General features: G+C 72.6%; 18 protein-coding genes and 2 pseudogenes. 16 read left to right on the top strand and 4 right to left on the bottom strand.

Going from position 1 to position 20,816, the window contains the following annotated elements; translation table 11 throughout:
• Positions 1-92: 92 nt before the first annotated feature.
• The 3 genes and pseudogenes from IEY20_RS02110 to IEY20_RS02100 all read left to right on the top strand — a co-directional run.
• Positions 93-1,037 (top strand): annotated as a pseudogene (locus IEY20_RS02110) (glycosyltransferase family 9 protein); the annotation flags it as partial.
• A gap of 192 nt (positions 1,038-1,229) precedes the next feature.
• Positions 1,230-1,586, top strand: a complete 357-nt coding sequence (locus tag IEY20_RS02105; RefSeq protein WP_175329272.1) for a PRC-barrel domain-containing protein — start codon at positions 1,230-1,232, stop codon at positions 1,584-1,586.
• A 57-nt stretch (positions 1,587-1,643) separates the two neighbouring features.
• The gene (locus IEY20_RS02100) at positions 1,644-2,804 is read left to right on the top strand and encodes an SGNH/GDSL hydrolase family protein (RefSeq protein WP_175329271.1); all 1,161 of its coding nucleotides are present in this window, start codon (positions 1,644-1,646) and stop codon (positions 2,802-2,804) included.
• An 8-nt stretch (positions 2,805-2,812) separates the two neighbouring features.
• Here IEY20_RS02100 and IEY20_RS02095 read toward each other — a convergent pair whose 3' ends face one another.
• Positions 2,813-3,697: a universal stress protein gene (locus IEY20_RS02095; RefSeq protein ID WP_175329270.1), complete on the bottom strand. Its 885-nt coding sequence runs from the start codon at positions 3,695-3,697 to the stop codon at positions 2,813-2,815.
• A gap of 151 nt (positions 3,698-3,848) precedes the next feature.
• Between IEY20_RS02095 and IEY20_RS02090 the strand changes: the two genes are divergently transcribed.
• The 3 genes from IEY20_RS02090 to IEY20_RS02080 all read left to right on the top strand — a co-directional run bounded on the left by IEY20_RS02090 (position 3,849) and on the right by IEY20_RS02080 (position 8,111).
• Complete coding sequence (locus tag IEY20_RS02090; protein WP_175329269.1) at positions 3,849-4,316, top strand: NUDIX hydrolase; 468 nt, start codon at positions 3,849-3,851, stop codon at positions 4,314-4,316.
• Between the two features lie 114 nt (positions 4,317-4,430).
• Positions 4,431-6,470, top strand: a complete 2,040-nt coding sequence (locus IEY20_RS02085; RefSeq protein WP_175329268.1) for a carboxypeptidase regulatory-like domain-containing protein — start codon at positions 4,431-4,433, stop codon at positions 6,468-6,470.
• Positions 6,471-6,737: 267 nt separating this feature from the next.
• Positions 6,738-8,111 carry an MFS transporter gene (locus tag IEY20_RS02080; RefSeq protein ID WP_175329267.1) on the top strand — a complete coding sequence of 458 codons (1,374 nt, stop codon included), beginning with the start codon at positions 6,738-6,740 and terminating at the stop codon, positions 8,109-8,111.
• A 61-nt stretch (positions 8,112-8,172) separates the two neighbouring features.
• Here IEY20_RS02080 and IEY20_RS02075 read toward each other — a convergent pair whose 3' ends face one another.
• Positions 8,173-8,871: a hypothetical protein gene (locus IEY20_RS02075; protein ID WP_175329266.1), complete on the bottom strand. Its 699-nt coding sequence runs from the start codon at positions 8,869-8,871 to the stop codon at positions 8,173-8,175.
• A gap of 353 nt (positions 8,872-9,224) precedes the next feature.
• Here IEY20_RS02075 and IEY20_RS02070 point away from each other — a divergent pair, with 353 nt between their 5' ends.
• Entirely contained in the window at positions 9,225-9,443 is a 219-nt protein-coding gene (locus IEY20_RS02070; RefSeq protein ID WP_022903669.1) for a hypothetical protein, read from the top strand.
• Positions 9,444-9,461: 18 nt separating this feature from the next.
• Here the strand turns inward: IEY20_RS02070 and yidC are convergent, their stop codons facing one another.
• Both yidC and IEY20_RS02060 read right to left on the bottom strand, forming a co-directional pair.
• The gene (gene yidC, locus IEY20_RS02065) at positions 9,462-10,190 is read right to left on the bottom strand and encodes a membrane protein insertase YidC (RefSeq protein WP_175329265.1); all 729 of its coding nucleotides are present in this window, start codon (positions 10,188-10,190) and stop codon (positions 9,462-9,464) included.
• A 56-nt stretch (positions 10,191-10,246) separates the two neighbouring features.
• Positions 10,247-10,546: a DUF6412 domain-containing protein gene (locus IEY20_RS02060; protein WP_022903671.1), complete on the bottom strand. Its 300-nt coding sequence runs from the start codon at positions 10,544-10,546 to the stop codon at positions 10,247-10,249.
• A gap of 66 nt (positions 10,547-10,612) precedes the next feature.
• Here IEY20_RS02060 and ybaK point away from each other — a divergent pair, with 66 nt between their 5' ends.
• From ybaK to IEY20_RS02015, 9 genes and pseudogenes are all read left to right on the top strand, one after another.
• Positions 10,613-11,098 (top strand): Cys-tRNA(Pro) deacylase, encoded by a 486-nt coding sequence (gene ybaK / locus IEY20_RS02055; RefSeq protein ID WP_022903672.1) that lies wholly within the window; start codon positions 10,613-10,615, stop codon positions 11,096-11,098.
• Positions 11,099-11,195: 97 nt separating this feature from the next.
• Positions 11,196-13,801 (top strand): annotated as a pseudogene (locus IEY20_RS02050) (ATP-dependent Clp protease ATP-binding subunit).
• Positions 13,802-14,407: 606 nt separating this feature from the next.
• Positions 14,408-14,638 (top strand): hypothetical protein, encoded by a 231-nt coding sequence (locus IEY20_RS02045; protein ID WP_175329264.1) that lies wholly within the window; start codon positions 14,408-14,410, stop codon positions 14,636-14,638.
• Between the two features lie 222 nt (positions 14,639-14,860).
• A complete protein-coding gene (locus IEY20_RS02040) occupies positions 14,861-15,403 on the top strand; it encodes an adenine phosphoribosyltransferase (protein ID WP_175329263.1) in 543 nt (180 codons plus the stop codon).
• A gap of 177 nt (positions 15,404-15,580) precedes the next feature.
• Entirely contained in the window at positions 15,581-17,602 is a 2,022-nt protein-coding gene (gene thrS / locus IEY20_RS02035) for a threonine--tRNA ligase (protein ID WP_175329262.1), read from the top strand.
• Positions 17,602-18,306 (top strand): HIT family protein, encoded by a 705-nt coding sequence (locus IEY20_RS02030; protein WP_175329261.1) that lies wholly within the window; start codon positions 17,602-17,604, stop codon positions 18,304-18,306. The genes thrS and IEY20_RS02030 overlap by 1 nt, the downstream gene beginning before the upstream one ends.
• 12 nt (positions 18,307-18,318) lie before the next feature.
• A complete protein-coding gene (gene pdxS, locus IEY20_RS02025; protein WP_175329260.1) occupies positions 18,319-19,239 on the top strand; it encodes a pyridoxal 5'-phosphate synthase lyase subunit PdxS in 921 nt (306 codons plus the stop codon).
• Complete coding sequence (pdxT, locus tag IEY20_RS02020; protein WP_175329259.1) at positions 19,229-19,834, top strand: pyridoxal 5'-phosphate synthase glutaminase subunit PdxT; 606 nt, start codon at positions 19,229-19,231, stop codon at positions 19,832-19,834. The genes pdxS and pdxT overlap by 11 nt, the downstream gene beginning before the upstream one ends.
• A gap of 215 nt (positions 19,835-20,049) precedes the next feature.
• A complete protein-coding gene (locus IEY20_RS02015) occupies positions 20,050-20,814 on the top strand; it encodes a YebC/PmpR family DNA-binding transcriptional regulator (RefSeq protein WP_175329258.1) in 765 nt (254 codons plus the stop codon).
• The last annotated feature ends 2 nt before the right edge of the window (positions 20,815-20,816 follow it).

Genomic DNA, 20,816 nt, shown 5'->3' with positions numbered 1-20,816 from the left:
GCGCGGGTCCAGGAAGAGCCGATGTGCGCAGTGCTGACCGTGCCCGCAGGAGGCACCGCCTAGCGTCCGCGACCGTGACCGCCCTGCCGACCATGCCCCCGTCCGACGGCCGCCCGGAGCTCGTCGTGCTCCGCGCCATCAAGCTCGGGGACCTGCTCGTCGCCGTCCCGGCGCTGACCGCGCTCCGTCGTGCCTTCCCGGGACACCGGATCACCCTCGCCACGACCGCCTGGCTCGCCCCCGTGGTCGAGCTGGTGGCGGCGGTGGACGTCCACCTCGCCCAGCACGGGCTCGACCACGCGATCGCCGCGCCGACCGGGTCCGTGGACGTCGCCGTGAACCTGCACGGCGTCGGTCCCGAGTCGTCCGACCTGATCGAGGCCCTCGGTCCCCGTCGTGTGATCGGACACCGTGACCCCGCCCACGGACACGACGGGCCCGAGTGGCCGGAGGGGCTGAACGAGCGGGAGCGCTGGGCGCGCCTGCTCAGCTGGCACGGGATCGACGCCGACCCCGACGAGGTCGCCGTCGACCGTCCGGCGGCGCCGTCGGTCGCACCCGGGGCGGCGGTCGTGCACGTCGGTGCGTTCCACGGAGCCCGGCACTGGCCGACCGATCGCTTCGCCGCCGTGGTGCGGGGTCTCCGCGAGCGCGGACACGACGTGGTCCTGACGGGAGGCTCGGACGACGTCGTCCGTGCACGTGCGGTCGCGGAGGCGGCCGGGCTGGCGCCGGAGGCGGTGCTGGCCCGTGTCCTCGACCTGTAGCCGTTCGCGGCCGTCGTCGCGGAGGCCGCGGTCGTCGTCACCGTGGACACGGGCGCGGCGCACCTCGCCTCCGCCTACGGGATCCCCTCGGTCGTCCTGTTCGGACCGGCGCCGCCCGAAGCCTGGGGCCCGCCGGCCTCCGGGCCGCACGTCGTCCTCACCGATGCGTCGCAGCGACGGGGCGACGTGTTCTCCGAGGAACCGGACCCGGCGCTGCTCGCCGTGGGTCCCGACGACGTGCTCGCCGCGGTGGACGGCCTCGGCGTCACGCCGCGCGGTCCGGCCCGTGTCGTGCCCGGCGGTCCGGCCCGCGTCGTGCCCGGCGGTGCGGCCCGCGTCGTGCCCGGCGGTGCGGCCCGCGTCGTGCCCGGCGGTGCGGCCCGCGTCGTGCCCGGCTCAGGAACCCACCAGTAGGTTCGGAGCCGGACCGCCGGAGGGACCGGTGGCCGGGAGGGAACCATCGTGTTCGAAGCCGCCAACATCCGGGACTGGATCGGGCTGCCGGTCGTCGACCCGTCGGAGGACAAGGTCGGGAACCTCGAGAGCATCTACTACGACACCGCCACCTCGGAGCCGGCCTTCGGCGCCGTGACGACGGGGCTCGTCGGGTTCCAGAAGCTCGTCTTCGTGCCGCTCGCCGGTGCCACCGTCGCGCCGAAGCACCTCATCGTCGCGTTCCCGAAGAAGCTCGTCAAGGACGCTCCGTCGATCGCGACCGACGGCGAGCTCGACGCGACGCTCGAGCCCGGACTGTACGAGCACTACGGCCTCGTCTACCAGACGGGCAGCAACGGCGAGCGCCGACTCGGCCGACGCTGAGGTCGGGCGGCTCGCCTCGGCGACCGTCCGCTGTGCCGCCCGCGGTGCCCGACCGCGGTGCCCGACCGCTGTTCCCGCCCGCTGTTCCCGCCCGCTCTGCCCGCCCGCTCTGCCCGTCCGTCGGAGGTCCCGCTGCCCCGCCCGCCCCGTCCGCTCCGGCCACGGCTGCTCGCCGCCGCAGCGCTCGTCGCCGTCGTCGGTGGCCTGCTGCCGGTCGCCGTGGCACCCGCAGGGCCGGGCGGGAGCCCGGCGAGCGCCGCGCCGTCGTGGCCGCAGCCGCAGCCGTTCCCGGTGACGTCCGACCCACCCGACCGGCTCGCCGACGTGCCGCCCGGCAGCGAGTACGTCGCACTCGGTGACTCGTACTCGGCGGGGTACGGCCTCGCCGACCCGACGCACCTCCCGACGAACGTGTGCGGGCAGTCCGCACGCGACTACCCGCACCGGATCGCCCAGCGGTTCGGTCTGGCGCTGACCGACGTCACCTGCGCCGGTGCGACGAGCGACGACGTGACGTCCGGCTCCCAGTTCGCCGGCGTCCCGCCGCAGATCGAGGCGCTGTCGTCCGCCACGCGGCTCGTGACGCTGACGATCGGTGGGAACGACGCCGACCTGTTCGGCACGGCGGCCTCGTGCCTGGCGCTGTCGGCGAACGGTCCGGTGTTCTCCGGACGGGACGCCGCGTCCTGCGAGAGCACGCTCGTGCGGGACGGCGAGGACGAGCTCGGCACGAAGATCGCTTCCCGGGTGGCACTCGGCGTCGCGGACACGCTCGCACGGGTCACGGCAGCGGCGCCGAACGCCGTGGTCGTGTTCCTGGGGTACCCGGCGATCTTCCCCGATGCCGAGCACACCCCCGCGAAGGGCTGCTTCCGGTCCGCGGTCGACCTCGGATCGCTCGCCGGGTCGTTCCCGACGAACTCGTACCCGTTCACCGACACGGACGTCGCGTACCTGCACGGTGTCCAGGAGCAGCTGAACGCGGTGTCCGCCGCGGCCGCGCGTGCCGCCGACGTCCGGTTCGTCGACGTGTTCTCCCGTACCCAGGCCCGGTCGGCGTGTGCCACGAAGCGGCCGTACGTGTCGGGCGTCTCCCTCGACGGGACCGGCAACCTGCAGCGCATCGACCTCGAGCCGGGGGCGCTGCACCCGAACGAGCGCGGGGTCGCGTACCTCACCGACCAGGTGGCCGACGCCGTGGAGGACCTCGCCGGTTGACCCGGTCGTCAGCCCGTCGCCTCCCGGTCCGCGAGCCCGGCCTCGGCGTCCGCCGCCGCGGTGCGGTCCTTCGCCGCCTCGACCGGGGCGGTGGCCCCGTGCGCGGTCGGCGGGACGACGCACACCGGTGAGACCGACTCGCGCAGGACGTCGTGGAGCACCGACCCCGAGAGCGCGTGCACGTGCCCGCGCCCGAGCACGACGAGCGACGCCGTGCGCGAGTGGGCGGCGATCGCGTGCCCGGGGTGGCCCTCGACGAGCAGCGGGTGGATCCGCAGGGCCGGGTGCCGGCGACGCAGCTCCGCCGTGACCCGCTCGAGCAGCTCCGCGTTCCGGGTGCGCCACCGCATCGGGTCCTCGGCGAAGTCGGTCAGGCCGGTCCGGGTGAGGACGGGCATCTCCCACGCACGGAGGACGGTCAGCCGTCGGTGGCGCCGCTCCGCCTCGTCGACGGCGATCGCGACGGCCCGCTCGTCGAGCGGTTCCTCCACGGCGAGCACCACGTCGCCGTCGATCGGGTGCGGCCCGTCGGGCACGACCACCGTGGGCACGGCGGCACGTTCGGCGACGCGCGCCGGTCCGTTCCCCAGCGTGCTCCCGCGTCGACTGCGCCACGACCCGACCACGAGCAGGTCGCCGGCGTCCGACTCCGCGACGAGCGCGTTCGCGAACGACCCGGCGTGCCTGGCGATCTCGACCTCCACGTCCGGCAGGGCCGTGCGGGCAGCCTCGGCCACCGCGTCCGCGACCCGTCGCCCGTCCGGGCCGACGCGGCCCTCGAGCGCCGGGTCGACCCCGATGACCCGGAGCCGTTCGATGCCGGACCCCGCATGGTCGGCGATCCACCGGAGCGCCTGCTCGTGGGGCTTCGCCGCGTCTGCTGCCAACGTCACCGTCGACCACCGTTCGTCCATCCCGATCGACCTCCTCGTGCCGGTACCGGGGCGTCGTGGGGCGCTCCTGGCCGCGGATCGTACTCCCGCGGGCGGTCCGCCACCTGCACGCTGCCTGCGGTTCCGTGCGGCGGCTGCGTAGCCTCTGGTCGTGCGTACGAGTGCCGGGCTCCTCCTCCACCGCGCCGGGGAGACCGGCACCGAGGTCTTCGTCGCGCACATGGGCGGCCCGTTCTGGCGGAGCCGCGCGCGGGCGTGGTCGATCCCGAAGGGCGAGCCGTTCCCGGGGGAGCGCCCGTTCGACACCGCGCGACGGGAGTTCACGGAGGAGATCGGGGTGCCGGCACCCGAGGGATCGGTCGTCGACCTGGGCGAGCACCGGCAGTCGTCGAAGGTCGTCCGGGTGTTCGCGGTGCACGCGCCCGGGTTCACGGTGGACACCGTGACGAGCAACACCGTCCGGCTGGAACTGCCGCGCGGGTCGGGTCGCTTCGTCGAGGTCCCGGAGGTCGACGACGCCCGGTGGATGCCGCTGGACGAGGCGCGCGAGCTGCTCGTGCTCGGCCAGGTGGCCGCGCTCGACGCCCTCGCGAGTGCGCTGTCCGGATCGACTGGGTGACAGGGACCCACGAAGTGCCCGGAGTCCGCGCTCCGTGGATAGCCTGTACGAACGTCGAGGTGACGTCTGGTGCAGGGGCCAGGTCAGCACGAACAGGGGAGCACCATGCGGCGCTTGCGCACCGTCACGGCGGGTCTGACCGCCCTCGTCCTCGGAGGTGGTCTCGCGCTCGTCGGCGCGACCTCGGCCTCCGCCGTCCCGGCCGGGCACTGGGGGACCTTCACCCTCACCGGCCAGAGCCGGGAGTACACCGGCACCATGCCCCTCCCGGGGTTCCCGGAGACGACCTTCGAGTCGAACTCGCGGCAGTCGACCGTCGTCAGCGGGGCGTCGACCTGGCAGGGGCCGAGCACCGGACCCGGCGCGGTCTACGGGTCGAGCCGGGGGAACACCTACCTGAACCAGCGTCCGCTCGCCGACACGTCGGGCCCTCGGTCGGCATCGGTCACGACCTACACCTTCGCGGAGCCGACACCGGGGGCGAGCAGCTGGTCGTTCGTCCTCGGTGACATCGACGCCGATCGGGCGACGATCTCTGCTGTCCGACAGGGCGGTGCCGCTGCCAGCGCCGAGGACCTCGGGTTCCAGGGCACGGACGGCCGCGGCTACAACTCCTGCTCGGTGTCCTCGCCGGGCGGGTGGAGCTGCTCGGCCGACCCCGACGGCACGACGGGGCGGGACGTCCCGACGTGGGACCCGGCCACGCTGACCCTCACCGGCAACGCCGGCGCCGTGGACACCGCGGGCGCGACCGCGTGGTTCACCCCGACCGTCCCGCTCACGAGCCTGACGATCACGTACGAGCGTCGCAGCGGATTCCCCGTGTACCAGACCTGGTTCGCCAACAGCACCGCCGCGCTCACCGGTACGGCGACCCTCGACGGCGCACCGGTCCCGGGCGCCCGGGTGACGGTGACCGCTCCGCGCGGCACGGTCTACACGACCACGACGGCGGCCGACGGCACGTACGCGTTCCCGCAGCTCCCGCAGATCCCCGGGTACACGGTCACGATCACGCCGGTGCCGGGTGCTGAGATCCAGCCGGAGCTCGCGACCCAGACGGTGTCGCTCGACGGCACGAACGGGACGGCGGACTTCCCGTTCACGGCCCCGTCCGGCACCGTGTCGATCATCGGACAGGTCACGGACCCCGGTGGCAACCCGGCCGCGGACGTCCCGGTCGTCATCACCGACCCGGCCGACCCCGCGAACCCCATCGAGACCGTCACGAACGACGACGGCTACTACACCGGGTCGGGCTTGTCCCCGGAGACGGACGTCACGGTGGCGGTGGACGGCGCCGCTCCAGAGACGGTGAGGACGGGCGCGGTCCCACCCGCAGCGCCCACGGTGGTCGACCCGATCGAGACCACGGCGGTCGGGAGCGTCGGCGGCGCGGTGGTCCTCGACGGCGCGTCGCAGGCCGGCGTGACCGTGCAACTGCTCGACGGCACCACGGTGGTGGCCAGCGCCGTGACGGACGCCGACGGCAAGTACTCCTTCTCGACGATCCCGGGCAGGTACACCGTGGCCGTGCAGCAGCCGCGCGCCGACGCCGAACTCGTGAGCCCGGACGGAGGACCGGTCACGGTCACCGGTGGCTCGGCCGCGGACCGGAGCTTCGCGTACCGCACACCCACGGCACCGGAGGCCGTCACCACGACCGCCACCGGTCGGGTCGTCGACACGACCGGGGCCCCCGCGGCCGGTCGGACCGTCACGGCGACGCCCGACGCCGCCGACTCCGGCGCGTCGCCGGTGACCGCCGCCACCGGCACCGACGGCGGGTACACGCTCGAGGGCCTCGACCCGGCCACCGACTACACGGTCTCCGTGAGCGGCAGCGACAGCACCGTGGGGTTCACCTCGGGTCCGGACGCCACCGTCGTGGTGACCGTCGTCGACCTCGTGGTCGCCGCGCCGGCGTCGCCCAGCCCTACGCCGACAGCGACGCCCACCGCCACAGCCACGCCGACGCCGACCACGGTTCCGGTCGTGTCGTCCGGGTCGGGTCCGGCGACCGGTGAGCTGGCGTACACGGGCGCCGAGGTGGGGCCGGCGGCACTCGCGGCGGCCGTGCTCGTCCTGCTCGGGGCCGGGGTCCTGACGTACCGCTCGGCGCGGCACCGCCGTCGGGTACGCGCGGACGACTGACACCTGTCGTCGAACGGGGTGGGACCGGTCGGTCCCACCCCGTTCTGCGTTCCGGGAACAATGCCCGCCACCGCGCCGTTGGAGCGCTCCGAGGAAGTTCTCAGCGGCACCCCCTCGCGGTCGCCCGACAGGGCGTGCAACACTGGAGGGGCGCACTCGCCGTGGAGTCGTACCCACCACACACATCCACAGCTCGAGCGCGCAGCTCCTCGTCGTACCCACGTCGTCGCCGTGCGCCCGGACGTCCCCAGCGAGGAGGTCAGCCCCGTGTCCACCACCACCCGAACCTCGGCCGTGCCCACGCACACGCGGCCGATCACCGTCACGACCGGATCGATCGTCGGCATCGCCGTGCTCGGTCTCGCCACGTTCTTCGCGATCACCACCGAGCTCATGCCCGTCGGGCTGCTCGGCACCATGAGTCGAGACCTCGGGGTGTCCGAGTCGACGATGGGTGTCGTCGTCACCGTGTACGCCGCGGCCGTCGCGCTGCTCGCACTGCCCCTGACGTCGTTCACCGCCCGACTGCCCCGCAAGACCGTGCTCGTCGCGACCCTCGTCGGGTACGCCGTGTCGAACGTGATGGTCGCGCTCGCGCCGTCGTTCGCCGTGGTGTGCGCCGGCCGGGTCGTCGGTGGCGTCGCCCACGCGCTGTTCTTCTCGGTCGCCTCGGCCTACGCGACCCGCATCGTGCCGCCGCGGCTCGCCGGCCGTGCGATCGCGTTCGTGTACTCGGGCAGCTCGCTCGGGTTCGTGCTCGGCGTCCCGATCGCCACCTGGGTCGCCCAGACGATCGGGTGGCGGCCGGCCGTCGGCGCGGTCGCGGTCGCGTCGGCGATCCTCGCCGGTGTCGCCCTCGCGTTCCTGCCGTCCGTCCGTGGTGCCTCGTCCCCGCACATCGGTTCGCCGCGCGCCTGGGCCCGTACCGGGCTCCTCTCGGTCGTGGTCGCCGACCTGCTCCTCTTCGCCGGCCACTACGTCGTCTACACCTACATCGGCCCGTACGCGATCGACGCGGGCCTCGACGCCGCGCTCGTCTCCGGTGCCCTCCTCGTCCTCGGGGCGACCGGTGTGATCGGCCTCTGGCTCGCCGGACTCTTCGTCGACCGGGCCCCGCGCCAGACCCTCATCGCGGCCGTCGCGGTGATGGCGGCGGCGTTCGCGGTCCTGCCGTTCGTGCACGGCTCGCTGCTCGGCACGATGGTCGTCGCCGGCGTCTGGATGGCCGCGAACGGCACCACGGGCACGCTCTTCATGGCCGCCGCGATCCGCACCGGCGGGGTCTCGCCCGACATCGCCGGCGCCCTCGTCAACGGAGCGTCGAACATCGGCATCGCCGGTGGGGCCGCACTCGGCGGGCAGGCCCTCAGCGCCGTCGGGCTGCAGTGGCTGCCCTTCGCCGGCGGCGCGGTCCTGCTCGCCTCGCTGGGCGTGGTCGTCGCCGCCCGGAAGGGCTTCCCCGTGCACACGCACGCGCAGGAGCACCTGTCGACGTCCTCGCTCGAGGCGATCACCTCGTCGCTCGCCGTGGTCACCACGTCGGTCCCGACGATCAGCCGCGCGATCCAGACGGTCACCGGCTCGGTCGCGGTCGTCACCGGCGCGGTCCGGACGCGGCGCTCCGGCGAGCCGACGACCTAGCCCGGGCCGGCGAACGCGAGCGGCGGGCCGCGCAGCACCCCGACGTCCGCCGGCAACGCGCTCAGTACGAGTCCGTCACCGTCCCCTGGACGCCTCCGCCGCGCAGCCACAACGTCAACGTCCCGCTCCGGGACTGCGCGGACAGCGACACGCTGCCGTGCAGGGCGTCCTCCCGCGGGTAGCACGCCGTCGAGCTCTCGATCCGGTCGGCCGTCGCCACGAGGCAGATCGTCGATCGGTCCGTCCCGACGCCGGCCCACACGTTCCACGGTGTCTCGAGGTCGCCGCCGTCGAGCGCGCGGTTCGTGAAGACGAGGCGTGTGCTGTGCAGGCTGACCGGTGCCTCGACCGGTCCGGGGAGCTGGTCGGCGTACGTCTGCGGGACGTCGAGCAGCTGCTCGAGCGTCACCGCCCCCGCGGTGGGGGTGATGCTCGGCGCCGCCGGCACCGCCGGGCCGGCGGTCCCGACGACGGTGCCGGCCGCGAACGCCACGCTGACGGCCGCCGCGGCACCCATTGCGATCCAGACGCGTGGCCGTCGCGTCCACAGGAGCGCGTGCACGCGGTCGCGCCACCCCGTCGGGAGGCCCGGGGCACTCCCGTCCTGATCCGCTGCGTCCGCCTCGTGGTCCGGCCGCATCCCGTCGGTCGCCGCCGCCGTCCCGGTCGCGTCGGCCGGATCGCCCTCGACGCTCTCCCAACGGTCGTGCCCGACGGGGTCGGTCGCGCGCGGCACACCGCCCACGGGGCTGCTCGGCACCTCCGGACCGTGGACCGGAACCGGGGCCGGACCGACCGACGGCGAGCCCGCTGTCGAGGGTGTCCGGCGGAGGTCCCTCGTCGGTGCCGGGCCGCCAGGGGACCCGCCCCGTCGTGGTCGTCGCCCGCTCCGGAGGTCCTCCAGCCGGATGCGGGCCCGGGCCGCCTCGGCGGGGGACGCGTCCGCGCCCCACGCCAGCGCCTCGAGCCGTGCTCGCTCCGCAGCCACGTCGTCGTCGGCCATGCCTACTCCCGTTCCGGGTCCTGCTGCCCGCTCCATGCTCGCACCCAGACACCGATCGTGTCCGCCCGGTGCGCTGTGTCCACCCAGTCCGCACGGAGTATCACGGGTCCATGAGCACCCCGGCGAACGACCAGCCCCGACCGGCCGACGGCGAGACCCTCGAGCCCCTCAGCCACGACACCCAGTCCGGTGAGGCGGACTACGTCGCGACGAGCCCCGGCGGGACCGGCACCGAGCGGCACGTGCCCACGGCCGACGAGGAGCAGGGCCGCGGCACCGAGTACGACCCCGTCGACCAGGGTCCGCAGCAGGAGGGCCAGGGCGGCTGACCCCGACCGGCCGCGCGGTCAGCGCACCAGACGACGCAGGACCGCCCGCTCGCCCAGGGTCCAGCAGGCACTCGTCACCACGTACACCGCCGCGGCGAGCGGCGCGATCGCCGCGAACAGCACCGACACGAAGGGTGCGACCCTGGCGATCCGCGCCGGCGCGGCTGCCAGAGGATCGGCCTCGGGTACGGCGTTCCAGTGCCGGTCTGCCCGGCGACCTGCCTCGACCACGACGACGAGGACCGCGAGGAGGACGAGCACGACCCACGCGTGCGTCCACAGCGGCGAAGCGAGCACGGCGACGAGCGAGTGCCCGAGGGGGACCCCGACGAGCGTGCCCTCGAGGAGCGTGTTCGTCGCCCCGCCGATCGTCGCGTGCGTGAAGAGCGTGTACACGAGCGACACCACCGGCGCCTGGGCCAGCGCCGGCAGGCACCCGGCGAGCGGTGAGACCCGCTCCGAGGTGTACAGCTGCTGGACGGCGCGCTGGAACCGTTCCCGGTCGCCGCGGTGGCGACGGCGCAGGCGTGCGAGTTCCGGTGCCAGCCGTCGGCGGTCCCGTTCCGCACGGACCTGCAGGACGGCCAGCGGGACGAGCAGGGCGCGGACGGCGACGGTGACGACGACGACCGCGAGGGCCGCCGCGAATCCGTCGGCGACGGGGGTGAGTGTGGTGGTCAGGGTGGCGATCACGTCGGCGCCGGCGTGCAGGAGCGCGCCGACGACGGGCAGGGTGGAGATGTCCATGGTGGTCCGATCGGTCGAAGTGGCAGGGTCGTGGGACGGCCCGACCAGCGACGCGGTCAGACCGTGACGACACCGCCCGGCGCCCGCGGGCGCGCGTGCCCGTCGGCATCGGGGTGCGACGACGCGATGCGGGTCCGGAGGCGCGACCACTCCCGGTGTCCTGCCGGCACCGCTCGCGCCGACGGCAGGAGGAGTGCGGCGACGACGACGCTCAACACCAGGACCGCGGCGGCCGTCGCGCATCCCAGAGCGGCGAGGGCGGCCACCGGCAGCAGGTGCCCGGGTGTGCCGACCGCAGCGGGGTCGACGAGTCCCAGCGCGGTGACGATGCGCAGCAGGATCTCGACGACGGCCATGGTGGGTTCAGGCTACCGCCCGCGCGCCGCGGGGTCCGAGGCGGCTCGGGACGGCAGGATGCGGGCATGACCGCTGCATCGCCGAGCACCCCCGCGACGGTGGCCCTGGACCGCGCCGGCGTGCCGTACACGCCGCACGTGTACGAGCACCACGAGACCGCCACCAACTTCGGGGAGGAAGCCGCTGCCGCCCTCGGCCTCCGCGAGGAGCAGGTGTTCAAGACCCTCGTGGTGTCCGTCGACGACACCCTCGCGGTCGCGATCGTCCCCGTCGCGAACCGACTCGACCTCAAGGCCATCGCCGCGGCCGTCGGCGGGAAGAAGGCGACGCTCGCCGACCCCGCCCTCGCGGAGAAGCGCACCGGGTACGTCGTCGGCGGTATCAGCCCTGTCGGCCAGAAGACCGCGCTCCGCACCGTCCTCGACGAATCAGCACTCGCCTACGACAGCATCTTCGTGTCCGGCGGCCGTCGCGGCTTCGACATCGAGCTCACGCCCGCGGACCTCGTGCGGGTCACGGACGCGGTCGCGAAGCCCATCGCTCGGACTTGAGTCGAGCCACCGCAAGTTCTTCCGTGGAACGGGAATGACTCCGGCCCTCCTGCGTTGCATTGAGTCGAAGGCACTCAAGTCCAACCAGGAGGTCCACTTGCCAGAGACGTTCGGCTCCGCCGGCAGCGACTCGTTCGACGAGTTCCTCGCCCGCCTGATCGCCGCCCAGCAGAGCGAGCAGCAGTGGGCGCGGCAGCAGCGTCCCGTGCCGTTCGGGCGCCCCGTCGACATCACGCGACTGCTCAGCCGTCGCACCCACCAGCTGCTCCAGCGCACCGCTGAGTACGCGACCGAGCAGGGCCAGCACGAGATCGACGCCCTGCACGTCCTGCACGTGCTCGTCCGCACCGACCCGTTCACCGCGGTCGTCCGCCAGGCCGGCGTCGACCCCGAGCGCCTCGCCGACGAGATCGAGCAGCGCCTGCCCGCGCCCGCCGACGACGCGGTCGCCACCGACGGCCGCCCGGCCCTCACCGGGACCGCGCAGCGCATCCTGCTCGAGGCGACCCAGGCCGCCAAGGGCTTCGGCAGCACCTACACCGACCCCGAGCACGTGTTCTTCGCGCTCGTGATGGACCAGGACACCGTGACCGGGCAGCTGCTCGCGAGCGCCGGCGTCACTCCGCAGGTGATGCAGGAGTACGCGCAGCAGGCCGCGGCGGCCGCACGAGAGGGACGCCCCATGCCCGGAACCACCGAAGCAGCGCAGCAGCAGCAGTCGGAGACCCCGACGCTCGACCAGTACGGCACCGACCTCACGGCCCGCGCGCGCGAGGGTCGGATCGACCCGGTGATCGGTCGCGCGGACGAGATCGAGCAGGCCGTCGAGATCCTCCTCCGCCGTACGAAGAACAACCCCGTCCTCATCGGCGAGCCCGGCGTCGGCAAGACGGCGATCGTCGAGGGGCTCGCGCAGCGGATCGTGGACGGCGACGTGCCGGCGCTCCTCCAGGGCAAGCGCGTCGTCGCGATCGACCTGCCCGGCATGCTCGCCGGCGCCAAGTACCGCGGTGACTTCGAGGAGCGCCTGACGAAGGTCGTCGACGAGATCGCCGAGCACGCCGAGGACCTCATCGTGTTCGTCGACGAGCTGCACACGCTCGTCGGCGCCGGTGGAGGTGGCGAGGGCGGCTCGATGGACGCCGGCAACATCCTCAAGCCGCGCCTGGCCCGCGGTGACCTGCACATGGTCGGCGCGACCACGCTGAACGAGTACCGCCGCATCGAGAAGGACGCCGCGCTCGAGCGACGCTTCCAGCCGGTGACGGTGGGGGAGCCGAGCGTCGAGGACGCCGTCGCGATCCTCACCGGTCTCGCCCCCGCTACGAGGAGCACCACGACGTCAGCTACACGCCGGAGGCCCTCCGCGCCGCCGTCGAGCTGTCCCACCGCTACGTGACCGACCGGCACCTGCCGGACAAGGCCATCGACCTCATCGACCAGGCCGGTGCCCGGCGACGTCTCGCCCTCTCGGGCGACGTCGACGTCGCAGCGATCCGCGCCCGGGTCGCGGCGCTCGTCGCGTCCAAGGACGCGGCGGTCGCCGAGGAGCACTACGAGGAGGCGTCGCGCCTGCGCGACGAGATCGACGGCCTGGAGGCTCGGATCACCGCCGCCTCCGAGGCGGACGCGAGCCGCGCCTCCCGTCCGGTGCCAGGTGACCGGATCATCTCGGAGGCCGACATCGCGACCGTGGTGTCCCGCGCCACCGGGATCCCCGCGACGCGCCTGAGCCAGGGCGACCGTTCGCGGCTCGCCGTCCTCGAGGACGAGCTGCACGAGCGCGTCGTCGGCCAGGACGACGCCGTGCAGGCGATCGCCCGCGCGGTGCGCCGCAGCCGGACCGGCATGGGCGACCCGCGTCGTCCGGTCGGGAGCTTCCTGTTCCTCGGTCCGACCGGCGTCGGCAAGACCGAGCTCGCGAAGGCGCTCGCGTCCTCGCTGTTCGGGGACGAGACCGCGATGCTCCGCTTCGACATGAGCGAGTTCGGCGAGCGGCACACCGTCTCGCGGCTCGTCGGTGCCCCTCCGGGGTACGTCGGCTACGACGAGGCCGGGCAGCTCACCGAGCGCGTCCGCCGGAACCCGTACTCGGTGATCCTGCTCGACGAGGTCGAGAAGGCGCACCCGGACGTGTTCAACCTGCTCCTGCAGGTGCTCGACGACGGCCGGCTCACCGACGGGCAGGGTCGGACGGTGGACTTCCGGAACACGGTGGTCATCATGACCTCGAACATCGGGTCCGAGTTCCTCGCGTCCCGGTCCGGTGCGCTCGGGTTCGCTCCCGTGGGCTCCGCTGACGGGTTCGCCGAGGACGACCTGCGTGCACGGGTCACGGCGAAGCTCCGTGAGGCCATGCGGCCCGAGTTCATCAACCGCATCGACGAGATCGTGCTGTTCCGGAAGCTGACGTCGTCGCAGATCACGTCGATCGTGACGCTGTTGCTCGAGGACACCGCGCTCCGGGTGCTCGGCCAGGGGATGACCCTGTCGGTGTCCGACGAGGCCGTCGCCTGGCTCGCCGAGCACGGCTACGAGCCGGAGTACGGCGCCCGGCCGCTCCGTCGCCTCATCCAGCGCGAGGTCGACGACCGCATCGCGAGCCTCGTGGTCGCCGAGTCGGTCCGGGACGGCGACACCGTCCGGGTCGACGTGGTGGACGGAGCCCTGCGCGTCCGAGCGGCGCAGCCGGCGGAGATCTGATCCGGCGTCCCGGACCGCCGACGAACGGCCCGGTGTCCTCGTGACACCGGGCCGTTCGTCGTCGTCGGGAACAATTCCGATCAATTTCTGCGAAAGATGCTTGCGCAGGCATTCCCGGTGTGGATAGTGTTCTCGAGCACACCGTCAGTACGAGACCGAAAGGGGGCGAACACCCATGATGATCACCGCCATCACGACGCACGGCACCACGCCGTTCCGTGGGATCACCGGGCTCTTCGGCACTCCTTTCCGAGTCCGCTGACCGGAAGCGTCCGCTCCACGACACCACTGCGCACCCAGCGCCGCTGAGCCTGAGCTCGCGACCGCTGTCCGCGACGTCCGCCGTGCCCGAACCGCCTCGTGCGATCGGGTACGGCGGCGCCGAGGAATGCGCACGGCATGTCCGTGGTCGGCGACGCTCACCTCATAGGACTGCATTCCGAGAATGCACCCGCGTGCATTCTCGTCGTTGCCGATCCGCCATTCTCGCGTGCGCGCCGTCGCGTTCTTCGGCTCGCACCGCTTTCGTTCCGTCGGCCCGCACCCCGGGTCGGTTCGTCGTGCCCGGGGACCGCCCGGGCGACCATCCAGCAGGGGATCCACACCATGTCCACGAAGACCACCACCCGTCCTCCCGATACCCGCGCGGTGCGCCGGGTTTCGCTGCCCGACCGCATCGCACTCCGCATCGGCCTCTGGCTGATCCTGTGGAGCCGGCGCACCACGCCCGTGCCGATGACCGTCGACTTCGCGACCCGGCAGCGGATCGAGCGCGAGCGCCGTGAGCAGCAGCTGCGGGTCCTGCTGCGGAGCGGGACGATGCACCTCTGGCGCTGAGTGGCGCTGGGCGTCCGGCACCGTGGCGTGCGAGGTTCCGGGCGCCCGCCATCGGCGCGCTCGTTCGGTGCGAGGTTTCGCGCATCGTGCGACGCTTCCCGCCTCGCACCCTGTGCGGAACCTCGCACGCTGCCGCAGCACCCTCGCACCGTGCGAGTGACCCGCCGGCATCTCGCTCCGTGCGCGTCGATCCGAGCGCCCGGACTGCCGTACCGTTGTGCGGTGACCGAAACCGCTGCTGCCCTCGTCGACCGACTCACCGCGATCGTGCAGGACTTCCCGAAGCCGGGCATCCTCTTCCGCGACGTGACGCCCGTGTTCTCGGACCCGGTGGCGTTCGGCCGGGTGTGCGAGGCCCTCGCGGCACCGTTCGCCGTGGGGGAGGGGTTCCAGGCCGTCGCCGGCATCGAGGCCCGTGGGTTCGCCCTCGCCGGTGGCATCGCCGCCCAGCACCAGGTCGGCGTCCTGACCGTCCGCAAGGCCGGCAAGCTCCCGGGCGAGGTCCTCAGCGAGCAGTACGCGCTCGAGTACGGCGAGGCCGAGCTCGAGCTCCGCCCGGGCCAGCTCCCGCAGGGCACGCGGGTGCTCGTCGTCGACGACGTCCTCGCGACCGGCGGGACCGCGGCCGCGACCATCACGCTGCTCGAGCGCGCGGGCTACGAGGCGATCGGGTTCGCCGCACTGCTCGAGCTCGACGGCCTCGCCGGTCGGGAGCGCGTCGAGGCCCGCGTCCCGGTGACGACCCTCGGGGCCGTCCCGGCCTGACGGACCGCGCCGTCCCGGCCTGACGGACCGCGCCGCGACTGACGGAGCCGCACCGCGCCTCCCTGCCGTTCCTGCACACCCGCGCCACCGCCGGACCCGCTCCACAGGCGAGCCGCACCGGGGCCGCCGCGCACTAGTCTTGACCCACCCCTGATCGAACCGAGGAGCACCACGATCGTGACCGACGCAGTCGCACCAGAGCCCGCAGACCTTCCCCAGGCACCCGAGCCCCGCACCGCGACGACCGCCACGACGGGCACCGAACTCTTCGACGGCGAGCGCGGCGTCGTCGCCATCCGGGTCGACGGCGTCCTCAAGGACCTCGCCGCGGACGTCCAGGCGGGCGAGACCGCCGAGGCCGTGACGCTGCAGGAGCAGGACGGGCTGGACATCCTCCGCCACTCCGCGGCACACGTGCTCGCGCAGGCCGTCCAGCAGATCAACCCCGACGCCAAGCTCGGCATCGGCCCGCCCGTCACCGACGGCTACTACTACGACTTCGACGTCGCCGAGCCGTTCACGCCCGAGGACCTCAAGGCGATCGAGAAGGGCATGGACCGCATCGTCAAGCAGGCCCAGCGCTTCCGTCGCGTGGTCGTCACCGACGCCGAAGCCCGCGAACGCATGGCGGGGGAGCCGTTCAAGCAGGAGCTCATCGGCCTGAAGGGCGCCGCGGAGTCCGGCGACTCGGGCGAGAGCGTCGAGGTCGGCGCCGGCGAACTCACGGTGTACGAGAACGTCGACCCGAAGACGGGCGAGGTGCTCTGGCAGGACCTCTGTCGCGGTCCGCACGTCCCGCACACCCGCTGGATCGGCAACGCGTCGAAGCTCATGCGCGTCGCGGCGGCCTACTGGCGCGGTTCGGAGAAGAACCCGCAGCTGCAGCGCGTCTACGGCACCGCCTGGCCCGACAAGGACCAGCTGAAGGCGTACCTCGTCCGCCTCGAAGAAGCCGCCAAGCGCGACCACCGCAAGCTCGGCGCCGAGCTCGACCTGTTCTCGTTCCCGGACGAGATCGGCTCGGGCCTGGCGATCTTCCACCCGAAGGGCGGCATCATCCGCCGCGAGATGGAGGACTACTCGCGCCGCCGGCACGAGCAGGAGGGCTACTCCTTCGTCTACACGCCGCACATCACCAAGGGCGACCTGTTCGAGCAGTCCGGGCACCTCGGCTGGTACAAGGACGGCATGTTCCCGGCCATGCACATGGACGAGGCCCGCGACGAGGACGGCAACGTCACGCGGCAGGGGGCGGACTACTACCTCAAGCCGATGAACTGCCCGATGCACATCCTGGCCTACCGTTCGCAGGCCCGCTCCTACCGCGACCTGCCCCTGCGGATGTTCGAGTTCGGCACGGTCTACCGCAACGAGAAGTCCGGCGTGATCCACGGGCTCACCCGTGTCCGCGGCATGACCCAGGACGACGCCCACATCTTCACCACACAGGAGAAGATGAAGGAGGAGCTCACCACGACCCTCGAGTTCGTGCTGTCCCTCCTGCGCGACTACGGTCTCGACGACTTCTACCTCGAGCTCTCCACGAAGGACCCGGAGAAGTACGTCGGCGACGACGAGGTCTGGGAGGTCGCGACGAACACCCTGCGCGAGGTCGCGGAGGAGTCCGGGCTCGAACTCGTGCCCGACCCCGCCGGCGCGGCGTTCTACGGCCCGAAGATCTCGGTCCAGGCCCGCGACGCCATCGGCCGCACCTGGCAGATGTCGACCGTCCAGCTCGACTTCAACCTGCCCGAGCGCTTCGAGCTCGAGTACACGGCGCCGGACGGCACCCGGCAGCGCCCCGTGATGATCCACCGGGCCCTGTTCGGCTCGATCGAGCGGTTCTTCGGCGTCCTCACCGAGCACTACGCGGGCGCCTTCCCGGCCTGGCTCGCACCGGTGCAGGTCGTCGGCATCCCGGTCGCTGCCGAGTACGGCGACTACCTCGACGAGGTCGTCGCGAAGCTCCGGTCGCACGGCGTCCGCGCCGAGGTCGACCACTCGGACGACCGCATGCAGAAGAAGATCCGCACGCACACCAAGGCGAAGGTGCCGTTCCAGCTCATCGCCGGCGGCGACGACCGCGACGCCGGAGCGGTGTCCTTCCGCTTCCGCGACGGTCGCCAGGACAACGCGGTGCCGGTCGACGAGGCCGTGGAGCGCATCCTCACCGCGATCCGCGAGCGCGCGCAGGTCTGATGCCCCAGCCAGGAGGCCCCGATCAGGTCCCCGGGACCGGTCACGTCGACGGCGTGGTCGGCTCCCGGGCCGCTGGTCGGTCGGATGGTGCGTCGGAAGCGTCCGGTGCGTCGGAAGCGGCTGCTGCGTCTGCTGTCCCCGGTGCCGACGATCCGCTGGTCATCCGCGACGCGGCGACCGGCGCGGCCGTCCCCGATGCCTTCCAGCGACTCTGGAACCCGCACCGGATGGCGTACATCGACGCCGGCCGCGAAGGACGGGGTCGCGGCCACGAGGACGACTGCCCGTTCTGCGAGGCGCCGCACAAGTCCGACGAGGACGCCCTCATCGTCGCCCGCGGGGAGCACGCCTACGTGCTCCTCAACCTCTTCCCGTACAACAACGGGCACCTGCTCGTGTGCCCGTACCGGCACGTCCCCCTCTACGACGAGGCGACGCCGGACGAACTCCGCGAGATGGGCGAGCTGACGCAGACCGCGATGCGGGTCCTGCGTGCGGTCTCGCACTGCGACGGGTTCAACATCGGGATGAACCAGGGCGAGGTCGCCGGTGCCGGGGTCGCGGGGCACCTGCACCAGCACGTCGTGCCGCGGTGGCAGTCCGACTCGAACTTCTTCCCGATCATCGCCCGAACGAAGTCGATGTCCCAGCTGCTCGGGGAGACCCGCCGACTCGTCGCGGAAGGCTGGCCGACGGACCACTAGACTGTCGGCATCATGAGCGACAGCAGCAGCACCCCGAGCACCCCCGGCACCTCGATCACCGGCTCCGACCGCGTCAAGCGCGGCCTCGCGGAGATGCTCAAGGGCGGCGTCATCATGGACGTCGTCGACGCCGAGCAGGCGCGCATCGCGGAGGAAGCCGGCGCGACCGCCGTCATGGCGCTCGAGCGCGTCCCCGCGGACATCCGTGCACAGGGCGGCGTCGCCCGCATGTCCGACCCGTCGATGATCGAGGAGATCATCGCCTCGGTGTCGATCCCCGTGATGGCGAAGGCCCGCATCGGCCACTTCGTCGAGGCGCAGGTGCTGCAGGAGCTCGGCGTCGACTACATCGACGAGTCCGAGGTGCTCTCGCCCGCCGACTACGTCAACCACATCGACAAGTGGAACTTCACCACGCCCTTCGTCTGCGGTGCGACCAACCTGGGTGAAGCGCTCCGTCGCATCACCGAGGGTGCGGCCATGATCCGCTCCAAGGGTGAAGCGGGCACCGGTGACGTGTCCGAGGCCACCAAGCACATCCGCACGATCAACAAGGAGATCGCTGCCCTCCGGTACCTCAAGGAGGACGAGCTCTACGTCGCCGCGAAGGAGCTCCAGGCCCCCTTCGACGTCGTCAAGGAGGTCGCGCAGACCGGCAAGCTCCCCGTGGTGCTCTTCACCGCGGGCGGTGTCGCCACCCCGGCCGACGCCGCGATGATGATGCAGCTCGGCGCGGACGGTGTGTTCGTCGGCTCCGGCATCTTCAAGTCGGGCGACCCGGCCAAGCGCGCCGCGGCGATCGTCAAGGCCGTGACCTTCCACGACGACCCGAAGGTGATCGCCGAGGTCTCCCGCGGGCTCGGTGAGGCCATGGTCGGCATCAACGTCGCCGACGTCCCGGCCCCGCACCGCCTGGCCGAGCGTGGCTGGTAGTCCGACCGCGCACCCCCGCATCGGCGTCCTCGCCCTCCAGGGCGACTTCCGCGAGCACATCGCCTCGCTGACGGAGCTCGGCGCCGACGTCGTGCCGCTCCGTCGTCCGGAGGAGATCGCGTCGCTCGACGGCGTGGTCGTCCCCGGCGGTGAGTCGAGCGTCATGGACAAGCTGTCCCGGGCGTTCGGCGTCGCGGAACCACTGGCGGAGGCAATCCGCGGCGGGCTCCCGACGTACGGCACCTGCGCGGGCATGATCATGCTGTCCTCCCGGATCGCCGCGGGCATCCCGGGCCAGCAGACGCTCGACGTCCTCGACACGACCGTGCGGCGGAACGCGTTCGGCAGCCAGAACGACTCGTTCGAGATCGACATCCCGATGCCGGAGCTCGGCGAGGCGCCCGTGCACGCGGTGTTCATCCGGGCGCCCGTGGTGGAGGAGCACGGTCCGGGCGTCGAGGTCCTCGGGGCGCTGCCCGACGGCCAGGTCGTGGCGGTGCAGCAGGGCAACGTCATCGCCAGCGCGTTCCACCCCGAGGTCGCGGGGGAGGACCGGTTCCACCGGCGCTTCCTCGATCTCGTGCACGCCTCCTGACGCGGAGCGCGGTCGCGCCCCGCGCGGCGGTGCCGCGAGACTCGCCGTGGGCGACAGTCCTCGCGCCGCCAAGCCCGAGAACTGTCGCTCACCGCGAGACTCGCCCACAGGCGGGCGGGGGACCGCCTGCGTGAGGAGGCCAGCGCGCCGGAACCGCACCGTGCCTCCCGGCCCGGTACACTGACCAGGATTTTCCGCAAGACGCAAGGAGCACCGTGTCCGGGCATTCCAAGTGGGCAACGACCAAGCACAAGAAGGCGGTCATCGACCAGCGCCGTGCGAAGTCGTTCGCGAAGCTGATCAAGAACATCGAGGTCGCCGCGAAGATGGGCGGCGCCGACCTGTCGGGCAACCCGACCCTGGTCGACGCCGTGCAGAAGGCGAAGAAGACCTCGGTGCCGAACGACAACATCGACCGCGCCATCAAGCGCGGCGCCGGTCTGACCGGTGAGTCGATCGAGTACACGACGATCATGTACGAGGGCTACGGCCCGAACGGCGTCGCCATGCTCATCGAGTGCCTCACGGACAACAAGAACCGTGCCGCGGCCGAGGTGCGCACGGCGATGAGCCGCAACGGCGGCACCATGGCCGACCCGGGCAGCGTCGCCTACAACTTCTCCCGCAAGGGCGTCATCTCGGTCACGAAGACGGACGGCCTCGATGAGGACACCGTCATGGGTGCCGTCCTCGACGCCGGCGTCGAGGACGTCATCGACCAGGGCGGCGGCTTCGAGGTCATCACCGAGGCGTCCGACCTCGTCGCGGCACGCACCGCGCTGCAGGACGCCGGCATCGACTACGACTCGGCCGACGCCGAGTTCGTCCCGGGCCTCAAGGTCCCGATCGACGCCGACACCGCGCGCAAGGTGTTCAAGCTCATCGACGCGCTCGATGACTCCGACGACGTGCAGAACGTCTACGCGAACTTCGACATCCCCGCGGACGTCCAGGCCGAGCTCGACGAGGACGAGGACTAGTC

The sequence above is a fragment of the Curtobacterium luteum genome (genome assembly GCF_014646995.1).
GTDB lineage: Bacteria > Actinomycetota > Actinomycetes > Actinomycetales > Microbacteriaceae > Curtobacterium > Curtobacterium luteum.
This window is presented reverse-complemented; position numbering and strand designations above follow the sequence as displayed.

Bases quoted from the DNA above. Each gene is read 5' to 3' on its own strand.
- IEY20_RS02070 (WP_022903669.1), top strand. From the start codon at position 9,225: ATGAGCACCCCGGCGAACGACCAGCCCCGACCGGCCGACGGCGAGACC.
- yidC (WP_175329265.1), bottom strand. From the start codon at position 10,190: ATGGACATCTCCACCCTGCCCGTCGTCGGCGCGCTCCTGCACGCCGGC.
- IEY20_RS02060 (WP_022903671.1), bottom strand. From the start codon at position 10,546: ATGGCCGTCGTCGAGATCCTGCTGCGCATCGTCACCGCGCTGGGACTC.
- ybaK (WP_022903672.1), top strand. From the start codon at position 10,613: ATGACCGCTGCATCGCCGAGCACCCCCGCGACGGTGGCCCTGGACCGC.
- IEY20_RS02045 (WP_175329264.1), top strand. From the start codon at position 14,408: ATGTCCACGAAGACCACCACCCGTCCTCCCGATACCCGCGCGGTGCGC.
- IEY20_RS02030 (WP_175329261.1), top strand. From the start codon at position 17,602: ATGCCCCAGCCAGGAGGCCCCGATCAGGTCCCCGGGACCGGTCACGTC.
- pdxS (WP_175329260.1), top strand. From the start codon at position 18,319: ATGAGCGACAGCAGCAGCACCCCGAGCACCCCCGGCACCTCGATCACC.